Here is a 20,252-nt window from a genome sequence, read left to right as displayed (position 1 = left end):
GCGCAGATCGGCGGAGCACACGGGCCGCAGGGGCGATCCACAGCCCGGGCACAGGCAGGACAGGAACGGTGGCGGCATGGACGTGGACGGAGGCAGGTCGAGAAGGCCCGAACGATCGTGGTGGAGGACGGCGTGGCGTCGTCCCGCGGTCGCGGGCGGCGCGTTGCTCGCGCTGGTCTCGGTCGGGCTGTTCGCGCAGCTCGTGGACGGCGTGCTGGAGAGGGGTGACCTGAGCGTCATCGACCCGGTGGTCGAGCAGCGTGTCCCAGCCCTGCGGGACAGCGTCCTCAACGTGGTCGCGGACGTGCTGGCGCTCCTCGGGAGCGAGGTGTGCCTCGGGATCTTCGCGGCCGTGCTGGTCTTCTGGGTCTGGACACAGTGGAAGGACCGCGTGCTCGCCGCCGTGCTGACGGCGTCGATGGCCGTGACGGCTGGCCTCATCGTGGGGGTCAAGGACCTCGTCGGCCGGGTCCGTCCGGCGGCGTGGGCGGTGTACGGTCCGCCGGACCCGTCACCGGCGTTCCCGTCCGGGCACACGGTCGGCACGACCGTCTTCCTCGGCCTCGTGGCCGGCCTGGTCGTCCTGCGCTGGTCCTCGTGGTGGGTGCGGGCTTTCGCGCTGGGCGGGTGGGTGCTCGGCAGCGTGGCGGTGGGCGCGAGCCGGATCTACCTGGGCTACCACTGGGCGACCGACGTCGTGGCCGGTCTGGTCCTGGGGATGGGGGTACTCGCCCTCACCGTCGTCGCGGTGGACCTCCTGCGTCACCGCCGGCCCTCGTGGACGCCGGCAGCCCGCGTCGTCGACGACCTGTCCTGACCCTGATTCGCGACTCAGACCTCCTGTGACGCGAGCGGCAGGCGGATCTGTGCCCTTGTCCCCGTGGGGAACCGGGGCGTCGGACCGAGGCTGAGGGCGCCGCCGTGCCGGTGGAGCTGTTCGGTGACGATCGCGAGACCGAGTCCGCTGCCTCCGGGCCCGGCGCCCAAGCCGCGCACGAAGGGAGCCACGACCGCCTCGGTGTCGTCGATGCCCGGACCGGCGTCGTCGATCGTGACGACGAGATGGCCCTTGTCCCGCCGCGTCGCGACGACGACGAGCCCCCCGGCGCGGGCGTGGGCCACGGCGTTGTCGAGGAGGTTACGCAGGACGGACGCGGTGCTGGTGGAGTGGACGCTCGCGTGGTCGTCGGACCCCGGGTCGAGCGAGATCTCCACCCCGGCGGCGTCGGCGGCCGGCAGGACGTCGGCGACGACGGCTCGCAGGACTGCCTCGAAGGGCTCTGTCCGCTCGGGAGTGTCGTCGTCCGCCTGGGCGCGGGCCAGGGCCAGCAGCTGCTCGACCAGGTGACGCGTGCGAATCATCCCGGCATCGAGGTCGGCCAGCCGGTCCTCCACCGCAGGGGGCGTCGGCGCGTGACGGGCTCGTTCCAGCTGCACGGTCATGGCGGTGAGGGGGGTGCGTAGCTCGTGCGCGGCCTGGGCGATGAAACGGCGTTCGTGCGCCACGGCCTCCGCGGCGCGATGGGTCTGGCCGTTGAGGGCGGCGATGAACCCGCGCAGCTCGGTGGGCGCGCGGGTCTCGTCGACCGGCCGCAGGTCGGCGACCGGCCGGTTGCTGACCTCGTCGGCGAGCTCACCGACGGGAGCGAGAACCCGTCGCACGGCCACGATGATCGCGCCGGTCATCAACGGGATGAGGATCAGGAGGGGGAGGACGGCGGACAGGGCGGCGTCGCGGGCGATCCGGTCGCGGGCCGCCACGGGCTGAGAGGCGACGACGGCCGTGCCCCCGCGGCCGCGCGCGACCGCCGCACGGACGACCACGCCGTCGAGCGTCACGGTGCGCAGCCCCGCGGAGGCGTCCACGGGGAGCCCCGCGTCGGCGAGCGGGCCGACGTCGATGTCCGCGACGGTGCTGGTCAACGGTGCGGTGTCGGTGGTGAGCCGGCCCGGTCCGGCGGAGGCGGCCAGGCTCGCCACCTGGGTGAGGACGTCGTCCTGCAGGTCGCGGGCCCGGGCCGAGGCCGCCTGGTAGGACCACACACCGGCGACACCGGCCACGAGCAAGGCGGTGATCACGAGAACCCACGACAGCCGGGCCCAGAGCGAGGCCTGCCTCACGAGCGGGTCTGTTCCGGGGGGACGGTCCAGCCGACGCCGCGGACGTTGCGGATCGTCTCGGCGCCCAGCTTGCCGCGCAGGCCGTGGATGGCGTACTCGACGGCGTTGGACTCGACCTCGCGACCCCACCCGTAGACACGGTGCTCGAGCTCCTCGCGGGAGAGGATGGTGCCGGGCCGGGTCATCAGGGCACGCAGTACGGCGAACTCCCGTCGGGCGAGGGGCACTTCACGACCGTCGGGGAGCACGGCGACGTGGCGGGCGACATCGAGGGTGACCGGGGCGGCGCGCAGGAGCGCCTCGGTCGAGTCAGACCCCCGGCGCAGGACCGCCCGCATCCTGGCGAGCAACTCGGCGGGCTCGAACGGCTTGCTCACGTAGTCGTCCGCTCCGCCGTCGAGGCTGCTGACCCGGGTGCCGGTGTCGTCGCGGGCGGTGACGACGATGACCGGGACGGCCTGGCCCGAGCGGCGCAGGTCGCGCAGGAGCTGGGTCCCGTCTCGGTCGGGCAGGCCCAGGTCGAGCAGCACGACGTCGTAGCGGTGCGTGCGTGTGCTGACCAGGGCGTCCGAGGCGTCTCGCACCCAGTCGACGGCGTAGGCCTCGTCCTCGAGTCGGCCGACGAGGGCAGCGCCGACCATGGGGTCGTCCTCGACGAGCAGGACCCGCATGGTCGGCGCTGCCTCTCTCTCGGGCTACTTCTTCTGCTCCAGTGTGCCGATGACCTGCTGCAGATGGGCGAGCGCCGCGCTGTCGGCCTGCTGGGTCGGCGTCGCGGCCCGCAGCGCGGTCAGGGTCTCGTCGATCGCCGAATCCATCGAATGCCAGTCGTCGGGTGAGGCAGGTTTGATCGCGGCCTCGGCGTCGTCCCAGGCGACCTCGAGGTCCTTGACGCGGGTGGTGGCGCCGGCGAGGTCACCCCGGGAGGCGGAGGAGGCGACGTCGTCGACGATGACCGCGAATGGGGTGAGGTCACCCAGGGGCGAGGTCGTGTCGGTCTCGATCGCCGGCCGGTTCGTGGCCGGCCGGGTGGCGGTGGTCGTGCCGGTCGCGGTCGCCACGGACGGGGTGAGGACGGCCGCGGCAAGCGCGACCACCACCGCGCCGCCGGCGGCCCACGTGAGGTCGCGGACGGCGCTGACGGGGTGGCTCTCGCCCTTGGCCCGCACGCCGTGTCGGGCGACGTTGACCTGTTCGCGAGCCACCAGGACGACGATGACGGCGAGGAAGAGGAGGCTGGTCGTGCTCGCGCCCAGCCCGAGGCCGCCGTAGCTGCGGTCCTGGGTGAGCAGGTCTCCGAGCGAGGCCCCCAGCGGTCGGGTCAGGACGTAGGCGATCCAGAAGGCGGGGACAGCACCCAACCCGACGCGTCGGGCCGCCCAGACCAGCGCGATGAGACCGGCGAAGATCACTGCGCCGGTGCGGAACCCGAGGGAGAGCGCCTCGGTGGCGAGGTCGCCGCCGGCGGTGCCGAGCGCGAAGGTCACCAGGATGGCGCCCCAGTAGAACCGCTCACGCCGCGGGGTGTCGATGGCGGTGATGGCCAGGGTGCGCTCCTGGGCCCACCAGATGGCGAAGACGGCGGTCAGGACGACAGCGAACACGGCGGTGCTGACGTAGAGGCTGACGCCCAGCTGGTCGGTGAAGAAGTCGGTGATCTGGGTGCCGACGATGCTGACCAGGACGACGGTCAGCCAGTAGAGCCACGGGGTGTACCGGCGGCTGCGCAGCTGCGCGACCATGGTGACGGCGAGGACGGTCACCATGGCACCGTCGGTCACCGCCGTGCCGAGGCCGACCTGCACGGCGAGGTAGTCAGCGAAGGTCTCGCCGATCGTGGTCGAGAGGACCTTAATCACCCAGAAGGTGGCGGTGATGGCCGGGACCTTGTTGAGAAACGGTGAGAGCGAGGCGGCGCGCCCCGACGGTGTGGTGGTGGTCGTCATGCTCCCAGTGGAACGGGGCCAAATTAGCCCCGACTTAGGCCCACTCTGACGGTCGACCGGTTGTCGGGCCGATGATCCGGCGGGTCTCCGACGGGCTTGGCCTTCATGAGGGTTGAAGCGGACGAGGATCTGGCTGTCGCCGGACAGGAGGTTGGTGACGCGGGGCGTCGACGACGACAAATCCTCTAGGTGAGGTGTTGGGGTATCGAGGTCCTACGCCGCCGGGAGGTTCTCGTGGCCCACGCGAATGCCCGTCTCAGCGTCCATGATTTCGTCGTGTCATGGTGCGGTGCCGACGAGCTCGGGCGGAGGACCACGTCGTAAAGCCGATGGGCATCTCGCGTCACGTTCGCACCGTTGGTTGGACAAGTTCGACGCCGCGGGAGCGGCATTCTGCTCGACCGCTCGTTCAGGGCCCGCTTGAGCCCTCCCGCACCAGCGCAGGGTCGAGGCCGCGACCTCGGCTGCGGCGAGGCATCGGCCGTGCTGCGAACCTGAAGTTCACGCCCTACTCTGTGATGCTTCGAGGTCCAGCGCAGTACGGCCCTGAGTTGGCGGCCCGGTCAGTCCAGCCGAGGAAGCCGCAGGCTGAAGCGGCAGTCACCGTCGGCGGTCTCACCGGCACTGACCGTTCCGCCGTGTGCCGATGCGAAGGTCGCCGCGATCGACAGCCCGAGACCGCTCCCACCCGCGTCGCGGGTTCTGGCGTCATCGAGGCGGCGGAACCGGTCGAAGACCGCCTCGCGGAGGTCCATCGGGACCGGGCGTCCGGCGTTGTCGACGTGGACGCGCACCCATCCCGGCTCGTCGAGGTCCATCGACACTCGCACCCATCCGGTGGAGTGGCGGATGGCATTGTCGGTGAGGTTGCGCAGCACCTGTTCGAGGCGTCCGATGTCTCCGCGAACCTGTGCCGCGACCACGGTCGCAAAGACGGGCGAGGAGGAAATGGCGCGCAGCCTGCGGACCTCTTGGTCCACCAAGTCGTCGACGTCGACTTCGTCCAGGCGTAGGTGGAGCCCGTGGTCATCGGCACGGGCCAGCACCAGGAGGTCGGCGACCAGGCGGTGCAGGCGCTCGACCTCCGCCACCAACAGCTCTCGGTCCACCACCGCTCCGTCCGGACCCGGCGGCGCGGTCTCGATGTGAGCGCGCAGTGTGGCCAGCGGACTCCGCAGCTCATGTGAGGCGTCGGAGACGAACCTGCGCGTCACCGCGTCTGCCCGGGAGAGCCGGTCGAGCATGTCGTTCATCGTCTGTGCCAAGGTGGCGACCTCGTCGGCAGAGGGTGGGACCGTCACCCGCTCGGCGGTCCGCGCGGCCGTGATGGCTCCCACCTCGGCAGTGATGGTGGCCACCGGTCGAAGTGCCGTCGTGACAACCTTGCCGATGACCAGGAGCATCACTGCGACGATCACGGCTGAGCCGGCGGACAGCATGAAGGTGGCCAGGCCCAGGGTTCGGGACTCCACAGCCAGCGGGACCGCGACCGAGATGACCACCGGAGCGCCGGACCGGATGGCCGCCCGCCGAGACACGACCACGAACGGCTCGATCTCGTCGCCGAGGCGGTCGACCTCGGCCTCGATCACCTTTCCCACTGGGGGGATTCCGGTCGAGAGGGGGGTCGTGGACACCGACGGGTCCGAACTGGCCAGGATGACACCTGCAGCGTCGCGCGCCTGGATAATCGAGCCCTGGGCCGGCAGCTGGGTGACGGCAGCCTGGGGGGTGTACTCGCCCGCCTGGATCACGGCTGCGAGCTGCGCCGCCTGTGTGCGGGCAGCACCCTGCGCGGCTTGGGTCAACAGGGAGTCGAGGGTGAGGGTGAAGGCCGCGACCGACAACGCGAACAGGAGGGTGAGACCGATCGCCGAGGCGGTGACCACGCGACGGCGCATCGACCAAGACGCCCAGCGCCACCCGGCCCGACGCTCGGAGATCACGACATCATCGTGGCCGCATCGGCTCTCGAGCGCCACCGTATCCTGACCGGAACTCCAGGACTAGTTCAGGTGGTCTCTGCGGGGCTGCTGGACGTCGGCGCGTATGGCCCGGGTGATGAGATGTCCGCGTGACTCAGGTTCGGCTCAGGTTGACGCCGACATGATCAGGACATGAGCGACTTCCTCCCCCGAGCCGGTTCGGCCGCAAGCCTCCTATGGTGTGGGTCGTGAACGGGGTCCTTTCGGGGCTGCTCAGCCTGCAGGGGCCCTGGGTCTACCTGGGCATCTCGCTGCTGGTCTTCCTTGAGGCGGCAGCCTTCGTGGGCCTCGTGGTCCCGGGCGAGACGGCGATGCTCGTAGCAGGTGTGCTGGCCGCGCGGGGCAACGTCTCGCTGCCGGTCATCCTGGCTTTGGGGGCCGCGGCAGCCGTCGGTGGGGACTCGTTCGGATACGCCATCGGGCGTCGCTTCGGACCCACGATCGAGGGCAGCCGGGCCGGCCGGTGGGTCGGGCCCGAGCGGTGGGCTCGGGCGCATCGGTACGTGAGGTCCCGCGGCGCCTGGGCAGTTGTCCTCGGGCGCTGGGTGGGCGTGCTCCGAGCCTTGGTTCCCGCCGTCGCGGGGATGACCGAGATGCCCTACCGCCGCTTTTTTGCGGCGAACGCGGTTGGCGGCATTCTGTGGGTGGCCACGGTTGTCGGGATCGGTTATGCCGCAGGAGGGTCCGTCGTGGCCGCGCAGCAGGTTCTGGGGAACTTCTCCATGGTGGGGGCAGTGGTGACGGTGGCCTTGCTGATCAGTGCGGTGGCGGCGGCCAAGGTGCGGCGGCGTGCGCCGGGAGCGACGAACTCGGCCGTGGCAACCGCTCTCGACCGCCGGTCGTGGCGCCTGGTGGTGCCCTCCTTGGTGCTTGCCACGGCCACGCTCGGGGTCGCCGAACTGGCCGAAGGTGTGCGCGAGGGGGGCGATCTCGCCGCCTACGACCCGGCTGTGACCGCGGAGATGGTCGGTGGGCGAAGCAGCGTGGTCACCCCGCTGGCCGAGGCGTTCACCTTCATCGGCAGCACCGTAGGCCTGGGAGTCCTCTCGCTGGCCCTGGTGCTGTGGGTCGGCCTGCGACAACGCAGGTGGCGCGTCGCGGCGATGGTTGCCGGAGCGATGACCGCGTCGGCCGCACTGACCCTCGCCCTCAAGGACATCACCGGCCGCGTGCGCCCCCCGGCCGGCACCGTGCTTGGCCCGGTCGACTCCTCCTTCGCGTTTCCCTCCGGCCACACCCTCAACGCAACCGTGTTCTTCGGACTGGTCGCGGCGATCGCCTGGTCCCGGACGACCTCTGTCGCGAACCGGACCGCCATCGCCCTCGGATGGATCGGCGCAAGCAGCGCCGTCGGCCTGAGTCGGATCTACCTTGGCTATCACTGGATGACGGACGTCCTCGCCGGCTTCGGTACGGGCTTGGCCGTCCTGGCCGCGACAGCGGTCGGGGCCGTCCTCGTCACCCTCCGGTCGCCTAGTCGCTCCGCGATGGTCGCCCACGAAGAACGGGAGGCATGATGCGCGTCTTGGTCGTCGAGGACGAGCCGACACTGGCGGAGTCGATCAGGCGAGGGCTGGTCGGCGAGGGGATGGTCGTCGAGGTGGCGCATGACGGCGTCACCGGACAGTGGTACGCCACCGAAAACCCGTACGACGCGATCGTGCTCGACATCATGCTGCCCGGCCGTAACGGTTACGAGGTGCTCGCCAGGCTGCGTGAGCTGAAGATCTGGACCCCCGTGCTGATGCTCACGGCCAAGGACGGCGAGTACGACCAGACCGACGCCTTCGACCTCGGGGCGGACGACTACCTGACCAAGCCCTTCCACTTCATCGTCCTCGTCGCCCGGCTTCGGGCCCTGGCGCGACGGGGCGCGCCGGAGCGACCCGTCACCCTGGTGGTCGGCGACATCGTCCTCGACCCTGTCCTTCGCCATGTCACGTGCCGTGGGGAGACGGTGTCGCTCACCGCGAAGCAGTACGCGCTGCTCAGCTATCTGATGCGCCACCCGGACCAGGTCCTGTCCAAAGCCGAGATCCTCGACAACGTGTGGGACCCCGCCTTCGACGGGAGCGAGAACATCGTGGAGGTGTACGTCGGATATCTGCGCAAGAAACTGGACACGGCCTTCGGCCGCACCTCTATCGAGACGGTCCGCGGCATGGGTTACCGCCTGCGTAGCCGGGCCACACCGGGGTCGTCGCTCACGTGATGTCGTTCTCCTTCGCCCTATCTCGGCCGCTGTTGTTCGCTCCTGCACCTTGAGAGGACCGTAGATGTGGCCGAGGTGAGCGCCGAAGTCGCCGCACGGAACGGCGGCGTACCCCCGACAGGAGGGGAACGTATGACCCTTCGTCCGGGTCATGTGAGCCGAGCCGGAGACTATCGCGGTGGGGATCCGACATGCCTTCAGTGAAGTTTTGGAGTCTCGGCGACGGGCGCTCGAACTGACCCGACAGGGAGCTGCTTTGATGTGACGATCGCCAAGGATCTGAGAATCCGTGAGTCGCCCTCGCTCGGCTGGATGCCAGGGGACGATGTCGCGACCAGCCACCCCAAGATCAACACTTAACGCGCCAGGGGGAACAGACGTCGTCACGCGCGGGAGACAGGTTCGCTGTCGATTGTCCACGGTCTAGGCCTGTGCTCTTCGCCTCTGCGACGAACTTTCTCGGGTGGGGCAGCTCGGCTGCGCAGAGCGCCCGGGTAATCGTCTCACGCTCGCCAAGTCGGCGTTCCAGGCTCCGACTTCACCGATGTTCTCGCGGTCGTCCCCAGAGCGGACACCCGGGTCTCGCTCTGCAGGCGGCTAGGACGAGCATGCGTGCCGGCGCTACGGCTACGGCCGGGCGGTGGCCGCCGTGAGGATCTCTCATGAGGGCGCTGGGGGGACTGTCTGTCCATCGAGCCGGGCGGTCGCACGTCCGAGACGTCGGCGTCGGCCTTTGGCCAGATCACGGACCAGACGTTGCCGGGTCCCGTGGGGCGCCGAGGAAGGACATCCTCCCGAGGCAGCCCCGCCGTCGCCGCCTCGAAGAGTCGATGGCACGCACCTCGGGAGCAGCGCCTCACGATGAGGACGAAGGCTAGGTGTTCGTCGGGACGGGCGAAGAAGGGATCTTCGGGGCTGCAGCGCCAGGTGCCAGATGACGGCTAGAACCATGCCGGCTGCGGCTTCCCCGGGGCGGTGCCAGCCTGCGGGGACCGTGGCGACGGCGGTGAGCAGGGCCCACGCGAGAAGCGGGACTCTGACCTGGCGTCCCCACGAGGCGCTGAGCACGGATGGCCAGGCCAGTGCGAAGGCCATGGCCAGTGTGGCGTGACCGCTGGGGAATCCGCCGTACCCAACCCGGGTCAGATGGCTGGCTCCGTCGACCGTGTGCGGCAGGGTGTGCTTGAGGACCTCCGCAGACACGGCCGCGCCAAGCACCGCCCCACCTTCCCGAAGGCCCCGGGCGGCCCATCGGCGCGCCCGGATGCTGGGCCAGGCGACGAGGGAGCCCCACGCGGCCGCTGCGCTGGTCACGGTCAGGGCCCCGAGGAGGGACCACGCCGGTGCCGCCAGACCTGGAAATCCGCGCAGGGCGTCCAACGCGCGCTGGTCCAGCCATCGACCTGTGGGAAGGAGGACGAGGACGAGGTAGAGGCCGGCGAAAACCGCCGTCCATGTCAGCAGAGCACGATCGCGATCCTCCGCGAGGCTCGGCGCGAGCGGAGGTGGGGTGGAACCCGTTGGTTCCACCCCACCCTGCCGCAGCGCCTGGAGCACCGGAGTTCCCTCCCGGTCAGCCGTTGGTCGCGGTGTCGGGCTGCTCCGGACCGTTCTGGTCGCCCTGCTGGACGTTGTCGGTGTCCTTGGCGCCGTCGTGGGTCTCGGTGTCCTTGGCGCCGTCGTGGGTCTCGGTGTCCTTGGCGCCGTCGTGGGTCTCGGTGTCCTTGGCGCCGTCGTGGGTCTCGGTGTCCTTGGCGCCGTCGGGCTTGTCACCGGGGGTGGGGGTGTCCGCCGTGGAGTCGGCCACGTCGCCGGGCGTCGGGGTGTCCACGGCCGGGGCTCCGGTCTTGGCTGGACCGGACTGCACCGTGGCGGTCGTGCCCGTGGCCGGTGCCGCGGCGGGGGTCGCCGCCGCCGCCATGGCCGCGCCGGTGCTGCCGAGGAGGAGGACGGTGCCGGCCACGGCCGCGGTCCAGAGGACCTTGGGGGTGGGAGTGCGTCGCATGGAGATCACTGCCTTTCGGTTCGCCCACCGCGGTCGGTGGGGCTGCATCGACCATGCATCCCGTCGGCTGCGCGGTCGCTGAGCAGGCCTGAGCCCTCCTTCAGGAACGAGCCCTTCCACTGCGGCACGAGGAATCCGCCTCCCCGACGCGCTCCTGCTCGACCGGCGACACGTCCATTCAGGTCCGGCTCAGGCGCGCCTGCCTACCGTCATGACATGAGCCTGCATCCCGACGGCACCGGACGCCCGAACCCCGTCAGGCTGACGGGGTGGGGTCGTGCGAACTCATCGCTGACCGACGTCGCGACGCCCGCCTCCGTTATCGCGCTGACCGAGGTGTTTCGCTCGCCTGCAACGAGTTCCGCTGCGTTTCGTGGATGCGGTTCCTCGTACGGTGACGCTGCGTCGAGTGCGGGGTCAACGACTGTCCTGATGACGGAGCGGAACCGGCTGATCCGCTTCGACGCCGTGGAGGGACGGGTCATCGCGCAGTCCGGCATCACCCTCGATGAGCTGTTGGCGATCGTCCTCCCCCACGGATGGGTGCTGCCCGTGATCCCGGGCACCGGGGCTGTGTCGCTCGGGGGAGCGGTGGCCGCTGACATCCACGGCAAGAACCACCCGGCCGCGGGGTCCATCGGTCGCCACGTGGAGCACCTGACCGTCCTCGACGGAGACCTGCGCCCGCGCGAGCTGCGGCCGGACAGCGACCCCGATCCGTTCTGGGCCACGGTCGGGGGCCTCGGCCTAACCGGCCCGATCCTGGACGTCGCCCTGCGGTTGCGCCGTGTGGGCACCGGTCCCGCCTGCACACAGCGCCACCGAGCGGCGAGCCTGGTGGACCTGATGGGGCTGGTCGATGCCAGCCATCGGGGCAGCGGCGACGTGCACGTCGTGGCCTGGCTCGACCCCACGAGCCCAGATGGACGCGGCCTGGTCGATGTCACCGAGCTCCCCTCGCCGGACATGCCGCCCGAGAACTCCGGCTACCCCAGTAGCCACCTCCAATTGCCGCGCACCGCTCCATGGGATCGGGTGCGGGCGCGGAAGCCCTTGCCGGGCCCCGGACTCATCGGCAGCGGGTCCATCCGTTGTGCATCCGAGCTGCGCTGGCGTGCGCCGGTGCGGTCAGGCCGGCAGCTCGGCCCCGCCGAGGCCCTGATGCCCATGCGCCGGGCCGAGCACTGGCCCCGACTGTTCGGCGCACGTGGGCTCACCCAGTACCAGTTCGCGGTGCCCACCGGCAGCGTCGACGCGATCGAGGACGGCCTGACGCTCCTGCGTCACCACGGCCTCCTCCCCGCCCTCGCGGTCCTGAAGCGGCTCGGCCCGGCAGACCCGGCATTGCTGGGCTTCGCCATAGATGGCTGGACCCTGGCCCTCGACCTTCCGACCCGCTGGCCCGGTCTCGAGCACGCCCTGAGGGACCTGGACCGAGTCGTGGTCGAGGCCGGTGGGCGCGTCTATCTCGCCAAAGACCGGCGCCTTCCCGCCGAGACGTTCCGGGCCATGTACCCCCAGCACGGCGCCTGGATGCGGGTCCGGGAGGCGATGGACCCCGGGCACCGCTTCGCCTCCGACCTCTCCCGACGGCTCCGACTGACTCCCTGACTCCGCGACTCCCCGACGACGAAAGGCCACGCCATGACGCCTCCCCACCTCGCCTCGGTGCTGCTCGTCGGCGCCTCCTCGGACATCGGATACGCGGTGGTCCGCGCCCTGCTCGGGCCGCAGCCCGGGCGGGTGGTCCTGGCCGGTCGCCCCAGCCCCCGACGCGCCGACGCAGCCTGCCACCTGACGGCCGCCGGTCATGACGTGCACGCGCTCGACTACGACGCGGCAGACGGGGAGCAGCTCGTGGCGGACCTGATGCGCCGGGCGCACGACGCGGTCGGCGAGCTCGACTGCGTCGTCGTGGCCGTCGGCGCGATGCCCACCGCGCCTACCCGACCACCATCTCCGGTCAGGCTCGGGGTCGAACCGGACCTGGCGCGCGTGCTCCTCGTGAACCTCGTGGGTCCGGCGCTGGTGGCCAACGCGGCGGCCGAGGAGCTGGCGGCCCGAGGCCACGGAACGCTCGTCGTCATCACCTCAGCGGCTGCCGTGCACCCCCGATCCGACATCCTCGGCTACGCCGCGGCCAAGCAGGCGCTCGACACCCTGGTTCGCGGCCTGGACCGTAAGGTCAGGGGTCGCGGCGTCCGCTGCGTGGTGGTGCGACCCGGACGAGTCCGCACGAGGATGACCCGAGGGCTGCCACCGGTGCCGCTGACCACGGGACCGGACTACGTCGGGGAGCGGGTCCGGGCCGCCGTCGCCTCCTCGCGGCCGGTGGTGTGGTCACCGGCCGTTCTCGCTCCGTTGACCACCGCCTTATCCGTCCTCCCACCGGTCATGCTGCCGAAGGCCCTGCGATGATTGCCTCGAGGTCCTTGGCGCGGACGAGGCGGGGGTCTGCTCCCACCCGGCGGGGGCGTCTGCTCCGTGTCGCCATGGTGCTGGTCATGATCCTCCTGCTTCCCGGCATCTCGTTCGCACGGGCGATGACCTACCCCGGAAACGCGCCGATGTCGGTACGCGCGGTCGAGTGGGTGCGCGACCACGGTGGCGGCCCGGTCGTCGACCGGGTCGAGACCTGGCTCTACAGCCGCAACCCACCCCCGACGCGGGGCGGGCCACAGGACCGGCTCACGAGCATCGACCCGGCCGCGACGGCATCTGGCGCCCCCGCCCCGGTCCGCCCCGTGCTGGCCCCGATCACCGGAGAAGGACGGTGGGCACCGGCGCGCTCGACGGGAAGCGGTCGAGTCGCGCTGTGGACGACGTGGTTCCGTCCAGACCCGGCACACCCGCCCGTGACCGTCGCGGCTGCCCTCGCCCCCGGCGCCGTCGACCGCATCGCGCTGGGGCCCGGCACCCGCGAACCGTCACCGGGCGCTTTCGCCACCCCGCTGGCCCAGGTGCCGGCAAGCCTCCGACCACGGCTGGTCGCGGTGTTCAATGCCGGCTTCAAGATGCGGGACACCGGAGGCGGCTGGTACCTCGACGGGAGGGAGTACCTACCCCTGCGCGACGGGTACGCGTCCCTGGTCATCGACCGCGACGGTCGGGCACGGGTCGGCGCATGGAACGTCGACGTCTCCATGAGCCCCCGGGTCCTCGCGGTGCGCCAGAACCTCCACCTGGTGGTCATCGGCGGGCGCCCGGTGGACGGTCTCGCGACCAACAACCAAGGCCTCTACGGCACCGGTCGCAACCAGTTCCAGTACACGTGGCGATCGGGGATCGGCACCACGCCCGGCGGGGACCTGGTGTACGTCGCGGGCAGGGGGCTCACCCTCGACGTGCTCGCCCGCGCCATGGCGCAGGCGGGGATCGTCACCGGGATGGAGCTTGACATCCACAGCCCGATGGTGGGTTTCAACGTCTTCCCCACTCCGGCGGAAGCCACCGCTGGGTCCGGGCGGCGGCTGCTCACCAGCATGACGCTCGCGCCCGATCGCTACCTGGTGCCGGACCAGCGCGACTACTTCTACCTCACGCAGCGGTGACCGCCATGGCCTTCCCGACCCTCAGCACGACCGCGGCCGATCCGGCACCCGCCCACGTCCGCGGACGACCGATGGACCTGCTGCGGCTCATCCGCCCGATGCAGTGGCCCAAGAACCTGCTCGTGATCGCTGCGCCCGCCGCGGGCGGGGTTCTCGACCAAGGCGGCAGCGTCGCGCGCAGCCTCGTCGCCGTCCTCGCGTTTACCGCGGCCTCGGCTTCGGTCTACGCCGTGAACGACGTCGTCGACGCCACCGCCGACCGCGAGCACCCCACCAAGCGGATGCGCCCCGTGGCCAGCGGACGCATCGCTCCACGCACCGCCTTGACCACCGCCGCCCTGGCCGCGACCCTCTCCGCTGTGCTGGCCGGTGCCACCGGTTGGGCCACCCTGGTGGTCGTGCTCACCTATCTCGCCCTCTCGGCCGGCTACGCCCTGAAGCTCAAGCACGTGGCGGTCCTCGACATCGTGGTCGTGGCCACCGGCTTCGTCCTGCGTGCCCTAGCCGGCGCCACCGCTACCGAGGTCACGGTCTCCAGCTGGTTCCTCCTGGTCTCCCTGTTCGGCGCCCTCTACCTCGTGGCCGCCAAGCGAGCTGCCGAGGCCGCTCGGGAACTGATCGGGACGACTCGGACGGTCCTTGCCCAGTACCCCCGGGAGTGGCTCAACCAGGTCGTCGGAGTCGCCCTGACGGGGGCCCTCCTCGCCTACGCGATGTGGGCCTTCCAGGACGTCGGCACCGACGTCTTCGTGCCGGCCCTCGCCGGGTCGGTCGGTCCCTTCCTCGTGGCCCTCCTGCGCTACGGCCTCCTCGTGGCCAACGGCGGCGGGGAGGCTCCGGAGCGCGACCTTATGACCGACCGCACGCTCCTTCTCGCCGGAGCCGCCTGGGCGACCCTCGTCGGGGTCGGTGTGTACGCCGGATGAGTCGCCGCCCTGCCGCGCTGACCCAGCGGCCGTCTTCTGCGATTGTCGAGCCATGACCTTTGGAGGTACACCCTGTCGGGACGCACCCGCACCCGAGTCGGCACGGTTCGCCTCACCTGCCGCCGCGCGGCTGCTCACCTCGGCCTGGGCCCTGGCCACCGTCTGTGCGACCGTCCTCGTGCTCTTCGTCACCAAGGACGTGCGACCGTCGGCCGTCGAGCGGCTCTTCGCCCTGGTCAACGTCCCGGTCGCACCGACCCTGCTGTCCGTGGTGGTCCTGCTGCTGACCACACGGGCGCTGCTGGCCCGCAAGCGGGCCGGGCTCTTGGCCGCCGCCGCCTTCCAGGTCGTCGGGATCGCCGTCGGTCTGGTGGCGCTCCTTCCCCGACCGACCGGAGGGTGGGTGGAGCTGTGGCAGTCGCGCGGTGGTCTCGGCAGGGTCCTCGACGTCCTGGCCATCATCACCGGCACCATCGCCCTGGCCTGGCTGTGGCGGCTCAGGGGCAGGTTCACGGGACGTCTGCGGCTACGCCACGTCCCGGCGGCCCTCGTCACGGCGGGCGGCGGTGCTGCTGTTACGGTCCTGGTCACGTCAGGCCTGGTGGAGGCCACCGAGGCCGACGGCGCAACCCCCGCCTCGGTGACGCGTGCCGTGCTCGCGGCGATCGCCGGCATCTCGCGCCCCGGGGTGTCGGGCACAGCGCCATGGCTCGTGCACACCACGGCGGCACTGGCTGCCCTGACCCTGCTCGCCTCCGCCGTGGTGTTACTGCGCCCCAGCCTCCGCCGCACACCCTGGCGGCCCGAGACTGAGGTCGCCGTCCGCCGGCTGCTGCGCGAACACGGCGGCCACGACTCGCTGGGCTACCTCGCCACGCGGCGCGACCGGGAGGTCACCTTCTCGGGTGACCAGAAGGCGGCCCTGACCCATCGGGTCGTGGCTGGCGTCTCCCTGGCCGCCGCGGACCCGGTGGGCGACCCCGACTCCTGGGACGGCGCCGTGCGCGCCTGGCTCGGCGGATGCCGAGACCGAGGACTCACCCCCGGGGTGATCAGCGCCAGCGAGCGGGGGGCGCGGGCCTACGCCGCCGCCGGCCTCAAGGTCGGCCGGATGGGCGACGAGGCGATCCTCGAGGTCGGCAGATGGGACCCCTCCGCGGCAGCCCTCAAGGAGGTCACGCGGGCGGCGCGCCACGCGCGTGGCACCGGGCTCACCGTGACCCACGTGCGCCAGTGTGATCTGGCGCCCGAGGCCCTCGCCGAGCTGGCCTCGTACGCCGAGTCCTGGCGCGGCGGCGAACCCGACCGTGGGTTCTCGATGGCGCTCAACCGCTCGTCGGACCCGGCCGACGCCCGGATCCTGCACTCGGTGGCCCGGGACCGCGACGGGCGGCCCGTCGGTCTCCTTGCCTACCTCCCGTGGGGGACCTCGGGTCTGTCCCTCGACGTCATGCGCCGCGACCCCGGCGCGCCCAACGGGGTCACCGAACTGCTCGTCAGCGACCTGATGGCCAACGCGCGGGAGCTCGGAGTGCGGAGGGTGTCGCTGAACTTCTGCATGTTCCGCGACACCTTCGAGGGCGCCGAGCAGGTGGCCGCCGGGTCCTTCCTGCGCGGCCTGGCCTGGCTGCTCGCGCGGCTCGACCGGTTCTGGCAGCTGGAGCGGCTGTACCGCTTCAACCGACGGTTCGACCCGGCGTGGGTGCCTCGCTTCTACTGCTACGACGAGCCCGCTGCTCTCCCCCAGGTGCTGCTCGCCGGCGGGGTCGCCGAAGGGTTCGTGCCGACCTGGCGGAACGCCCCGAGCAGCGGGCCTCTCGATGCCGAGCACCTCGCCCGAGTGCGTGAGATGGAGGTGCTGCCGGGCACCGACGCGGGCCGGCGGCGCCTCAGCCAACAGGAACGCAACCGGCGCGCGGCGATGACGGCGATGCGTTCTGCCGGACTCGACCCGTTCCCCGTGGGAGTGGGTGAGCCATCGGACACTGTGGCCGGGCTCGGCCTGGCGTGGGCCGACGGACGGGCGGTGGAGGTGGTCGCCCGGGTCGAGTCGATCCGGGACCACGGCGCAGTGGTGTTCGCCACGGTGACCGACGGCGGTGCGCGGGCCCAGGTCCTGCTCGACGACGATCACGTCGGGCCGCCCTCTCGTCGGGCCTTCCGGACCCTTGTCGACGTCGGTGACCTGGTCCGGGTCAGGGGAGCCCTCGGGCTGTCGCGCACCGGGACCCGCTCCATCATCGCCGGGCAGTGGCGCACGGAGGCCAAGGCGCTGCGCCCTGTCTCGTTCACCGGCCTGGATGCCCCACAGGCGCGGGTGCGGGACCGTTCCGCCGACCTGCTGGTCCATCCAGAGCAGCAGGTTCTCCTGCGGCAACGTTCTGCCGTGGTGGGCGCCGTGCGCGGCTGTCTGCTGGCGGAGGGGTACCTTGAGGTCGACACCCCGATCCTGCAGGCCGTCCACGGGGGCGCCAGCGCCCGGCCCTTTCAAACGTGGAGCAACGCCTACGGGATGGAGCTCTCCCTGCGGATCGCGCCCGAGCTGTACCTCAAGCGGCTCCTGGTCGGCGGGATGGGCCCGGTGTTCGAGATCGGCCGGAACTTCCGCAACGAGGGAGCCGACGCCACCCACAACCCGGAGTTCACCGCTTTGGAGGCATACCGCCCCCACGCGGACTACACCGAGATGCGTCTGCTCACCGAGCGCCTCGTCCGGCAGGCGGCGACCGCGGTACACGGGGCCGAGGTCATCCCCCGCCCCGAGCCCGGGCAGCTGCGACGGGGCCTGGACGGGGTTAACCTCATGGACGTCTCGGGCCCTTGGGCGGTCGTGCCCGTCCTCGAAGCCGTCAGCTCCGCCCTCGATGCGCCGGTGGACCTGAGCACCCCGACTGCGGAGCTTCGTCGGCTGGGCGCGCTGCACGGGATCGAGCTCGCACCCGCCGCGGGGGCCGGCGCCATGATCGAGGACCTCTACGCCGACCTTGTCGAGCCGGTCACCACCACACCCACGTTCTTCGTCGACTTCCCGCAGGAGACCTCGCCGCTGACCAGGCCGCACCGTCAGACCCCGGGGCTGGTCGAGCGTTGGGACCTGGTCATCGCCGGGATGGAGGTCGCCACCGCCTACAGCGAGCTCACCGACCCGGTCGACCAGCGGGAGAGGCTCACCGAGCAGTCGCGGCGCGCCGCCGCCGGTGACCCCGAGGCCATGCAGCTCGACACCGACTTCCTGCACGCCCTCGAACTCGGCATGCCACCCGCCGGCGGTCTCGGCATCGGCATGGACCGACTCGTGATGTTGCTGACCAACACGCCCATCCGTTCTGTGCTCGCCTTCCCCCTCGTCCGGCCGTCCGCGAGCCGCGCCCTCGAGACCCAGGAGCAGTGATGTCCCTGACCGGCCCCGCGCTGCCCACGATCCTGGGCGTGCTGCTGCTCGCCGTAGCCGTCCTGTCAGTGCTGGACAGGCCCGCGCTCGCCACCACAGGCGAACGGATCGCGGTCCGAGCGGTGCGGACCCTGCTAGTGGCATTCCTGACTCTTGCCCTGACCGGCACGATCCTTAACAACCACTTCCTGTTCTACACCTCCTGGGCCGACCTCTTCGGAGGGACGGCGCCGGCCAAGACCATCTCGGTCGGTACCGCGAAGGCGGCGCTGGCCGGGCCTGTGAGCGGACCGGGCCTCGGCGTCAGCGCCTCGACCGCCATCCCACCACCGCTCCCGCGACCCGGTCAGCGGCTGCAGCGCTACAGCGTCACCTCCCCCTCCCAGCCCGGAGCGGCCGAGGTCCTCGTGCAGCTGCCGGTCGGCTACGACCCGGCCTCCCCCCGCAGGTACCCAGTCGTCCTCGGTCTCCACGGCTACCCCTCCAGCCCGCAGTCCTACCTCAACGCTGGCCTTGGGGACGCACAGGACCAGGCCACCTCGCGCCGGCTGCTGGCACCCAGCATCCTCGTCATCCCTCAGATCAACGTCCCTCGCGGGCTCGACACCGAGTGTGTCGACACCGCCACGGGGACGCCCAACGTGGAGACCTGGCTGACCCGCGACCTTCCCCGGTGGGTGCTTCAGCACTTCCCGGTGCGAACCGACCGCGGTTCCTGGGCCGCAGTGGGGTACTCCTTCGGTGGGTGGTGCGCCGCCTCCGCCGCCATGCGACACCCGGACGTCTTCGGCGCCGCCATCGTCCTCCAGGGCTACTTCCGGCCCGACTTCGGCTCGGCGGCTCCACCGGCCGGGGTCGACCTGCGCGGTTACGACCTCGTCGCTGCCGCGAAGCGCACGCCGGCGGCCGTCTCCATCTGGATGGCGACCTCCCGCGAGGACCGGCTCTCCTACCCCAGCTCGGCACAGTTCCTCGCCGCCGCGCGACCCCCGACCCACGTCACGGCCGCAGTGCTCCCCCGTGGCGGCCACCGCAACGCGGTCTGGCAGCCGCTCATCCCGCAGGCGATGTCCTGGCTCGGTGCGACGCTGCCGGGATTCCATGCCTGAGAGCGCGCGAGTGCCGCGGCGGCGCGGACCGTTGCTCGTCCTCGCGGCCGCGTCCCTGGCGGCCGGGTGCGCGCCTGCCTCGACGGTCCCGGCCGGCGCTCCCGCCTCGTCACGGTTGACCGTCACGGCCCTCGGTGACTCCGTTCCCAGCGGCTACGGCTGCGACTGCGCCGGTTACGTTCAGACCTTCGCCGACCTCCTCGCGGCCCGCACCTCCCGCGCGGTGGCGGTGCGCAACGACGCAGCCGCTGGCGCAACCAGCGAGGACGTCGTCGCCGCGGTCCTCGACTCGGCAGCCGTGGATCTCGCCGCGAGCGATGTCGTGCTGGTCCAGGTCGGGGCGAACGACGTCGACCTCGACCTGCTCGACGCACCGTCGTGCCAGCGGGCAGCGGTGCAGGACTGCTGGGGCGCCGACCTCGAGCGGTTGAGCGCGAACCTGGACCAGGTCACCCAGATGGCCATGGCGTCTCCTCGACACCCCTTGGTGCTCCTGATCGGCTACTGGAACGTCTCCGTCGACGGAGCCGTCGCGGCAGCGCGCGGACCGGGCTTCACCGCGGCCAGCGCCAGACTGACGGAGGCGGTGGACGCGGTCATCTCCGGGGTCGCCCGGCGCCACGCGGCGCTGTACGTGGACACAAGAGGCGTCTTCGACGGCCCTGACGGCACTCGAGACCCGACCGATGACCTTCAGGACGATGGGGACCACCCGGACGCCGATGGGCACGACCTCCTGGCCCGCGCCGTGCTCGACACCGCCCTTGGCTCGGGCGCACTCGACCGGCCCGCCGCGCCCGGGACGAGGGGCGGCCCCTCGTGAGCAACTGGTGGAGGGAGGTCATTCTGATCCCCGGGAAGCTCCCACTTCTGGTCTGTCTCGCCGCCTTCGTCACCACCTACCTCCTCGTGCGCGTCCTGACCCGACTCATCCGCAGCGGCCGCGGCTCGTTGCGCAACGCCGTCACCGCCGAGGGCCTTCACGTCCACCACGCCGTGCCCGGTC

16 protein-coding genes are annotated in these 20,252 nt (G+C 71.4%); 10 read left to right on the top strand and 6 right to left on the bottom strand.

Features of this window, described 5'->3' with window-relative positions; genetic code table 11:
• Positions 1-163: 163 nt before the first annotated feature.
• On the top strand, positions 164-817 hold the full coding sequence (locus KMZ30_RS16395; protein ID WP_215514501.1) for a phosphatase PAP2 family protein: 654 nt from the start codon (positions 164-166) through the stop codon (positions 815-817).
• A 14-nt stretch (positions 818-831) separates the two neighbouring features.
• On the opposite strand, the gene KMZ30_RS16390 is transcribed toward KMZ30_RS16395, so the two are convergent.
• From KMZ30_RS16390 to KMZ30_RS22430, 4 genes are all read right to left on the bottom strand, one after another.
• A complete protein-coding gene (locus KMZ30_RS16390) occupies positions 832-2,121 on the bottom strand; it encodes a sensor histidine kinase (RefSeq protein ID WP_215514502.1) in 1,290 nt (429 codons plus the stop codon).
• Complete coding sequence (locus KMZ30_RS16385; protein ID WP_215514503.1) at positions 2,118-2,792, bottom strand: response regulator; 675 nt, start codon at positions 2,790-2,792, stop codon at positions 2,118-2,120. The genes KMZ30_RS16390 and KMZ30_RS16385 overlap by 4 nt, the downstream gene beginning before the upstream one ends.
• Positions 2,793-2,816: 24 nt before the next feature.
• Positions 2,817-4,067 carry a COG4705 family protein gene (locus KMZ30_RS16380; protein WP_215514504.1) on the bottom strand — a complete coding sequence of 417 codons (1,251 nt, stop codon included), beginning with the start codon at positions 4,065-4,067 and terminating at the stop codon, positions 2,817-2,819.
• Between the two features lie 563 nt (positions 4,068-4,630).
• Positions 4,631-6,013, bottom strand: coding sequence for a sensor histidine kinase (locus KMZ30_RS22430; RefSeq protein ID WP_215514505.1), 1,383 nt, complete (start codon positions 6,011-6,013; stop codon positions 4,631-4,633).
• A gap of 227 nt (positions 6,014-6,240) precedes the next feature.
• Here KMZ30_RS22430 and KMZ30_RS16370 point away from each other — a divergent pair, with 227 nt between their 5' ends.
• Together KMZ30_RS16370 and KMZ30_RS16365 are read left to right on the top strand one after the other, a co-directional pair.
• Positions 6,241-7,569 carry a bifunctional DedA family/phosphatase PAP2 family protein gene (locus KMZ30_RS16370; RefSeq protein ID WP_215514506.1) on the top strand — a complete coding sequence of 443 codons (1,329 nt, stop codon included), beginning with the start codon at positions 6,241-6,243 and terminating at the stop codon, positions 7,567-7,569.
• Positions 7,569-8,264: a response regulator transcription factor gene (locus KMZ30_RS16365; RefSeq protein ID WP_215514527.1), complete on the top strand. Its 696-nt coding sequence runs from the start codon at positions 7,569-7,571 to the stop codon at positions 8,262-8,264. The genes KMZ30_RS16370 and KMZ30_RS16365 overlap by 1 nt, the downstream gene beginning before the upstream one ends.
• 660 nt (positions 8,265-8,924) lie before the next feature.
• On the opposite strand, the gene KMZ30_RS22655 is transcribed toward KMZ30_RS16365, so the two are convergent.
• Both KMZ30_RS22655 and KMZ30_RS16355 read right to left on the bottom strand, forming a co-directional pair.
• Positions 8,925-9,467 carry a phosphatase PAP2 family protein gene (locus tag KMZ30_RS22655; protein ID WP_372449524.1) on the bottom strand — a complete coding sequence of 181 codons (543 nt, stop codon included), beginning with the start codon at positions 9,465-9,467 and terminating at the stop codon, positions 8,925-8,927.
• A gap of 370 nt (positions 9,468-9,837) precedes the next feature.
• Positions 9,838-10,269 (bottom strand): hypothetical protein, encoded by a 432-nt coding sequence (locus tag KMZ30_RS16355; protein WP_215520068.1) that lies wholly within the window; start codon positions 10,267-10,269, stop codon positions 9,838-9,840.
• Positions 10,270-10,485: 216 nt separating this feature from the next.
• Between KMZ30_RS16355 and KMZ30_RS16350 the strand changes: the two genes are divergently transcribed.
• The 7 genes from KMZ30_RS16350 (at position 10,486) to KMZ30_RS16320 (ending at position 20,069) form a co-directional block, all read left to right on the top strand.
• A complete protein-coding gene (locus KMZ30_RS16350) occupies positions 10,486-11,880 on the top strand; it encodes an FAD-binding protein (RefSeq protein WP_215514509.1) in 1,395 nt (464 codons plus the stop codon).
• Positions 11,881-11,913: 33 nt separating this feature from the next.
• A complete protein-coding gene (locus KMZ30_RS16345; RefSeq protein WP_215514510.1) occupies positions 11,914-12,687 on the top strand; it encodes an SDR family NAD(P)-dependent oxidoreductase in 774 nt (257 codons plus the stop codon).
• A gap of 437 nt (positions 12,688-13,124) precedes the next feature.
• Positions 13,125-13,820: a phosphodiester glycosidase family protein gene (locus tag KMZ30_RS16340; protein ID WP_215514511.1), complete on the top strand. Its 696-nt coding sequence runs from the start codon at positions 13,125-13,127 to the stop codon at positions 13,818-13,820.
• 5 nt (positions 13,821-13,825) lie between these two features.
• Entirely contained in the window at positions 13,826-14,746 is a 921-nt protein-coding gene (locus KMZ30_RS16335; protein ID WP_215514512.1) for a decaprenyl-phosphate phosphoribosyltransferase, read from the top strand.
• A gap of 52 nt (positions 14,747-14,798) precedes the next feature.
• Positions 14,799-18,137 (top strand): bifunctional lysylphosphatidylglycerol synthetase/lysine--tRNA ligase LysX, encoded by a 3,339-nt coding sequence (lysX, locus tag KMZ30_RS16330; protein ID WP_215514513.1) that lies wholly within the window; start codon positions 14,799-14,801, stop codon positions 18,135-18,137.
• A gap of 137 nt (positions 18,138-18,274) precedes the next feature.
• Positions 18,275-19,246: an alpha/beta hydrolase gene (locus KMZ30_RS16325; RefSeq protein ID WP_215514514.1), complete on the top strand. Its 972-nt coding sequence runs from the start codon at positions 18,275-18,277 to the stop codon at positions 19,244-19,246.
• Entirely contained in the window at positions 19,239-20,069 is an 831-nt protein-coding gene (locus KMZ30_RS16320; protein WP_215520067.1) for an SGNH/GDSL hydrolase family protein, read from the top strand. Before KMZ30_RS16325 ends, KMZ30_RS16320 begins: the two co-directional genes overlap by 8 nt.
• Positions 20,070-20,252: the final 183 nt, after the last annotated feature.

Source organism: Phycicoccus mangrovi (assembly GCF_018729305.1).
Classification (GTDB): Bacteria; Actinomycetota; Actinomycetes; order Actinomycetales; family Dermatophilaceae; genus Phycicoccus; species Phycicoccus jejuensis.
The sequence above is the reverse complement of the archived record's forward strand: the minus strand, read 5'-3'. Positions and strand labels throughout refer to the sequence as shown.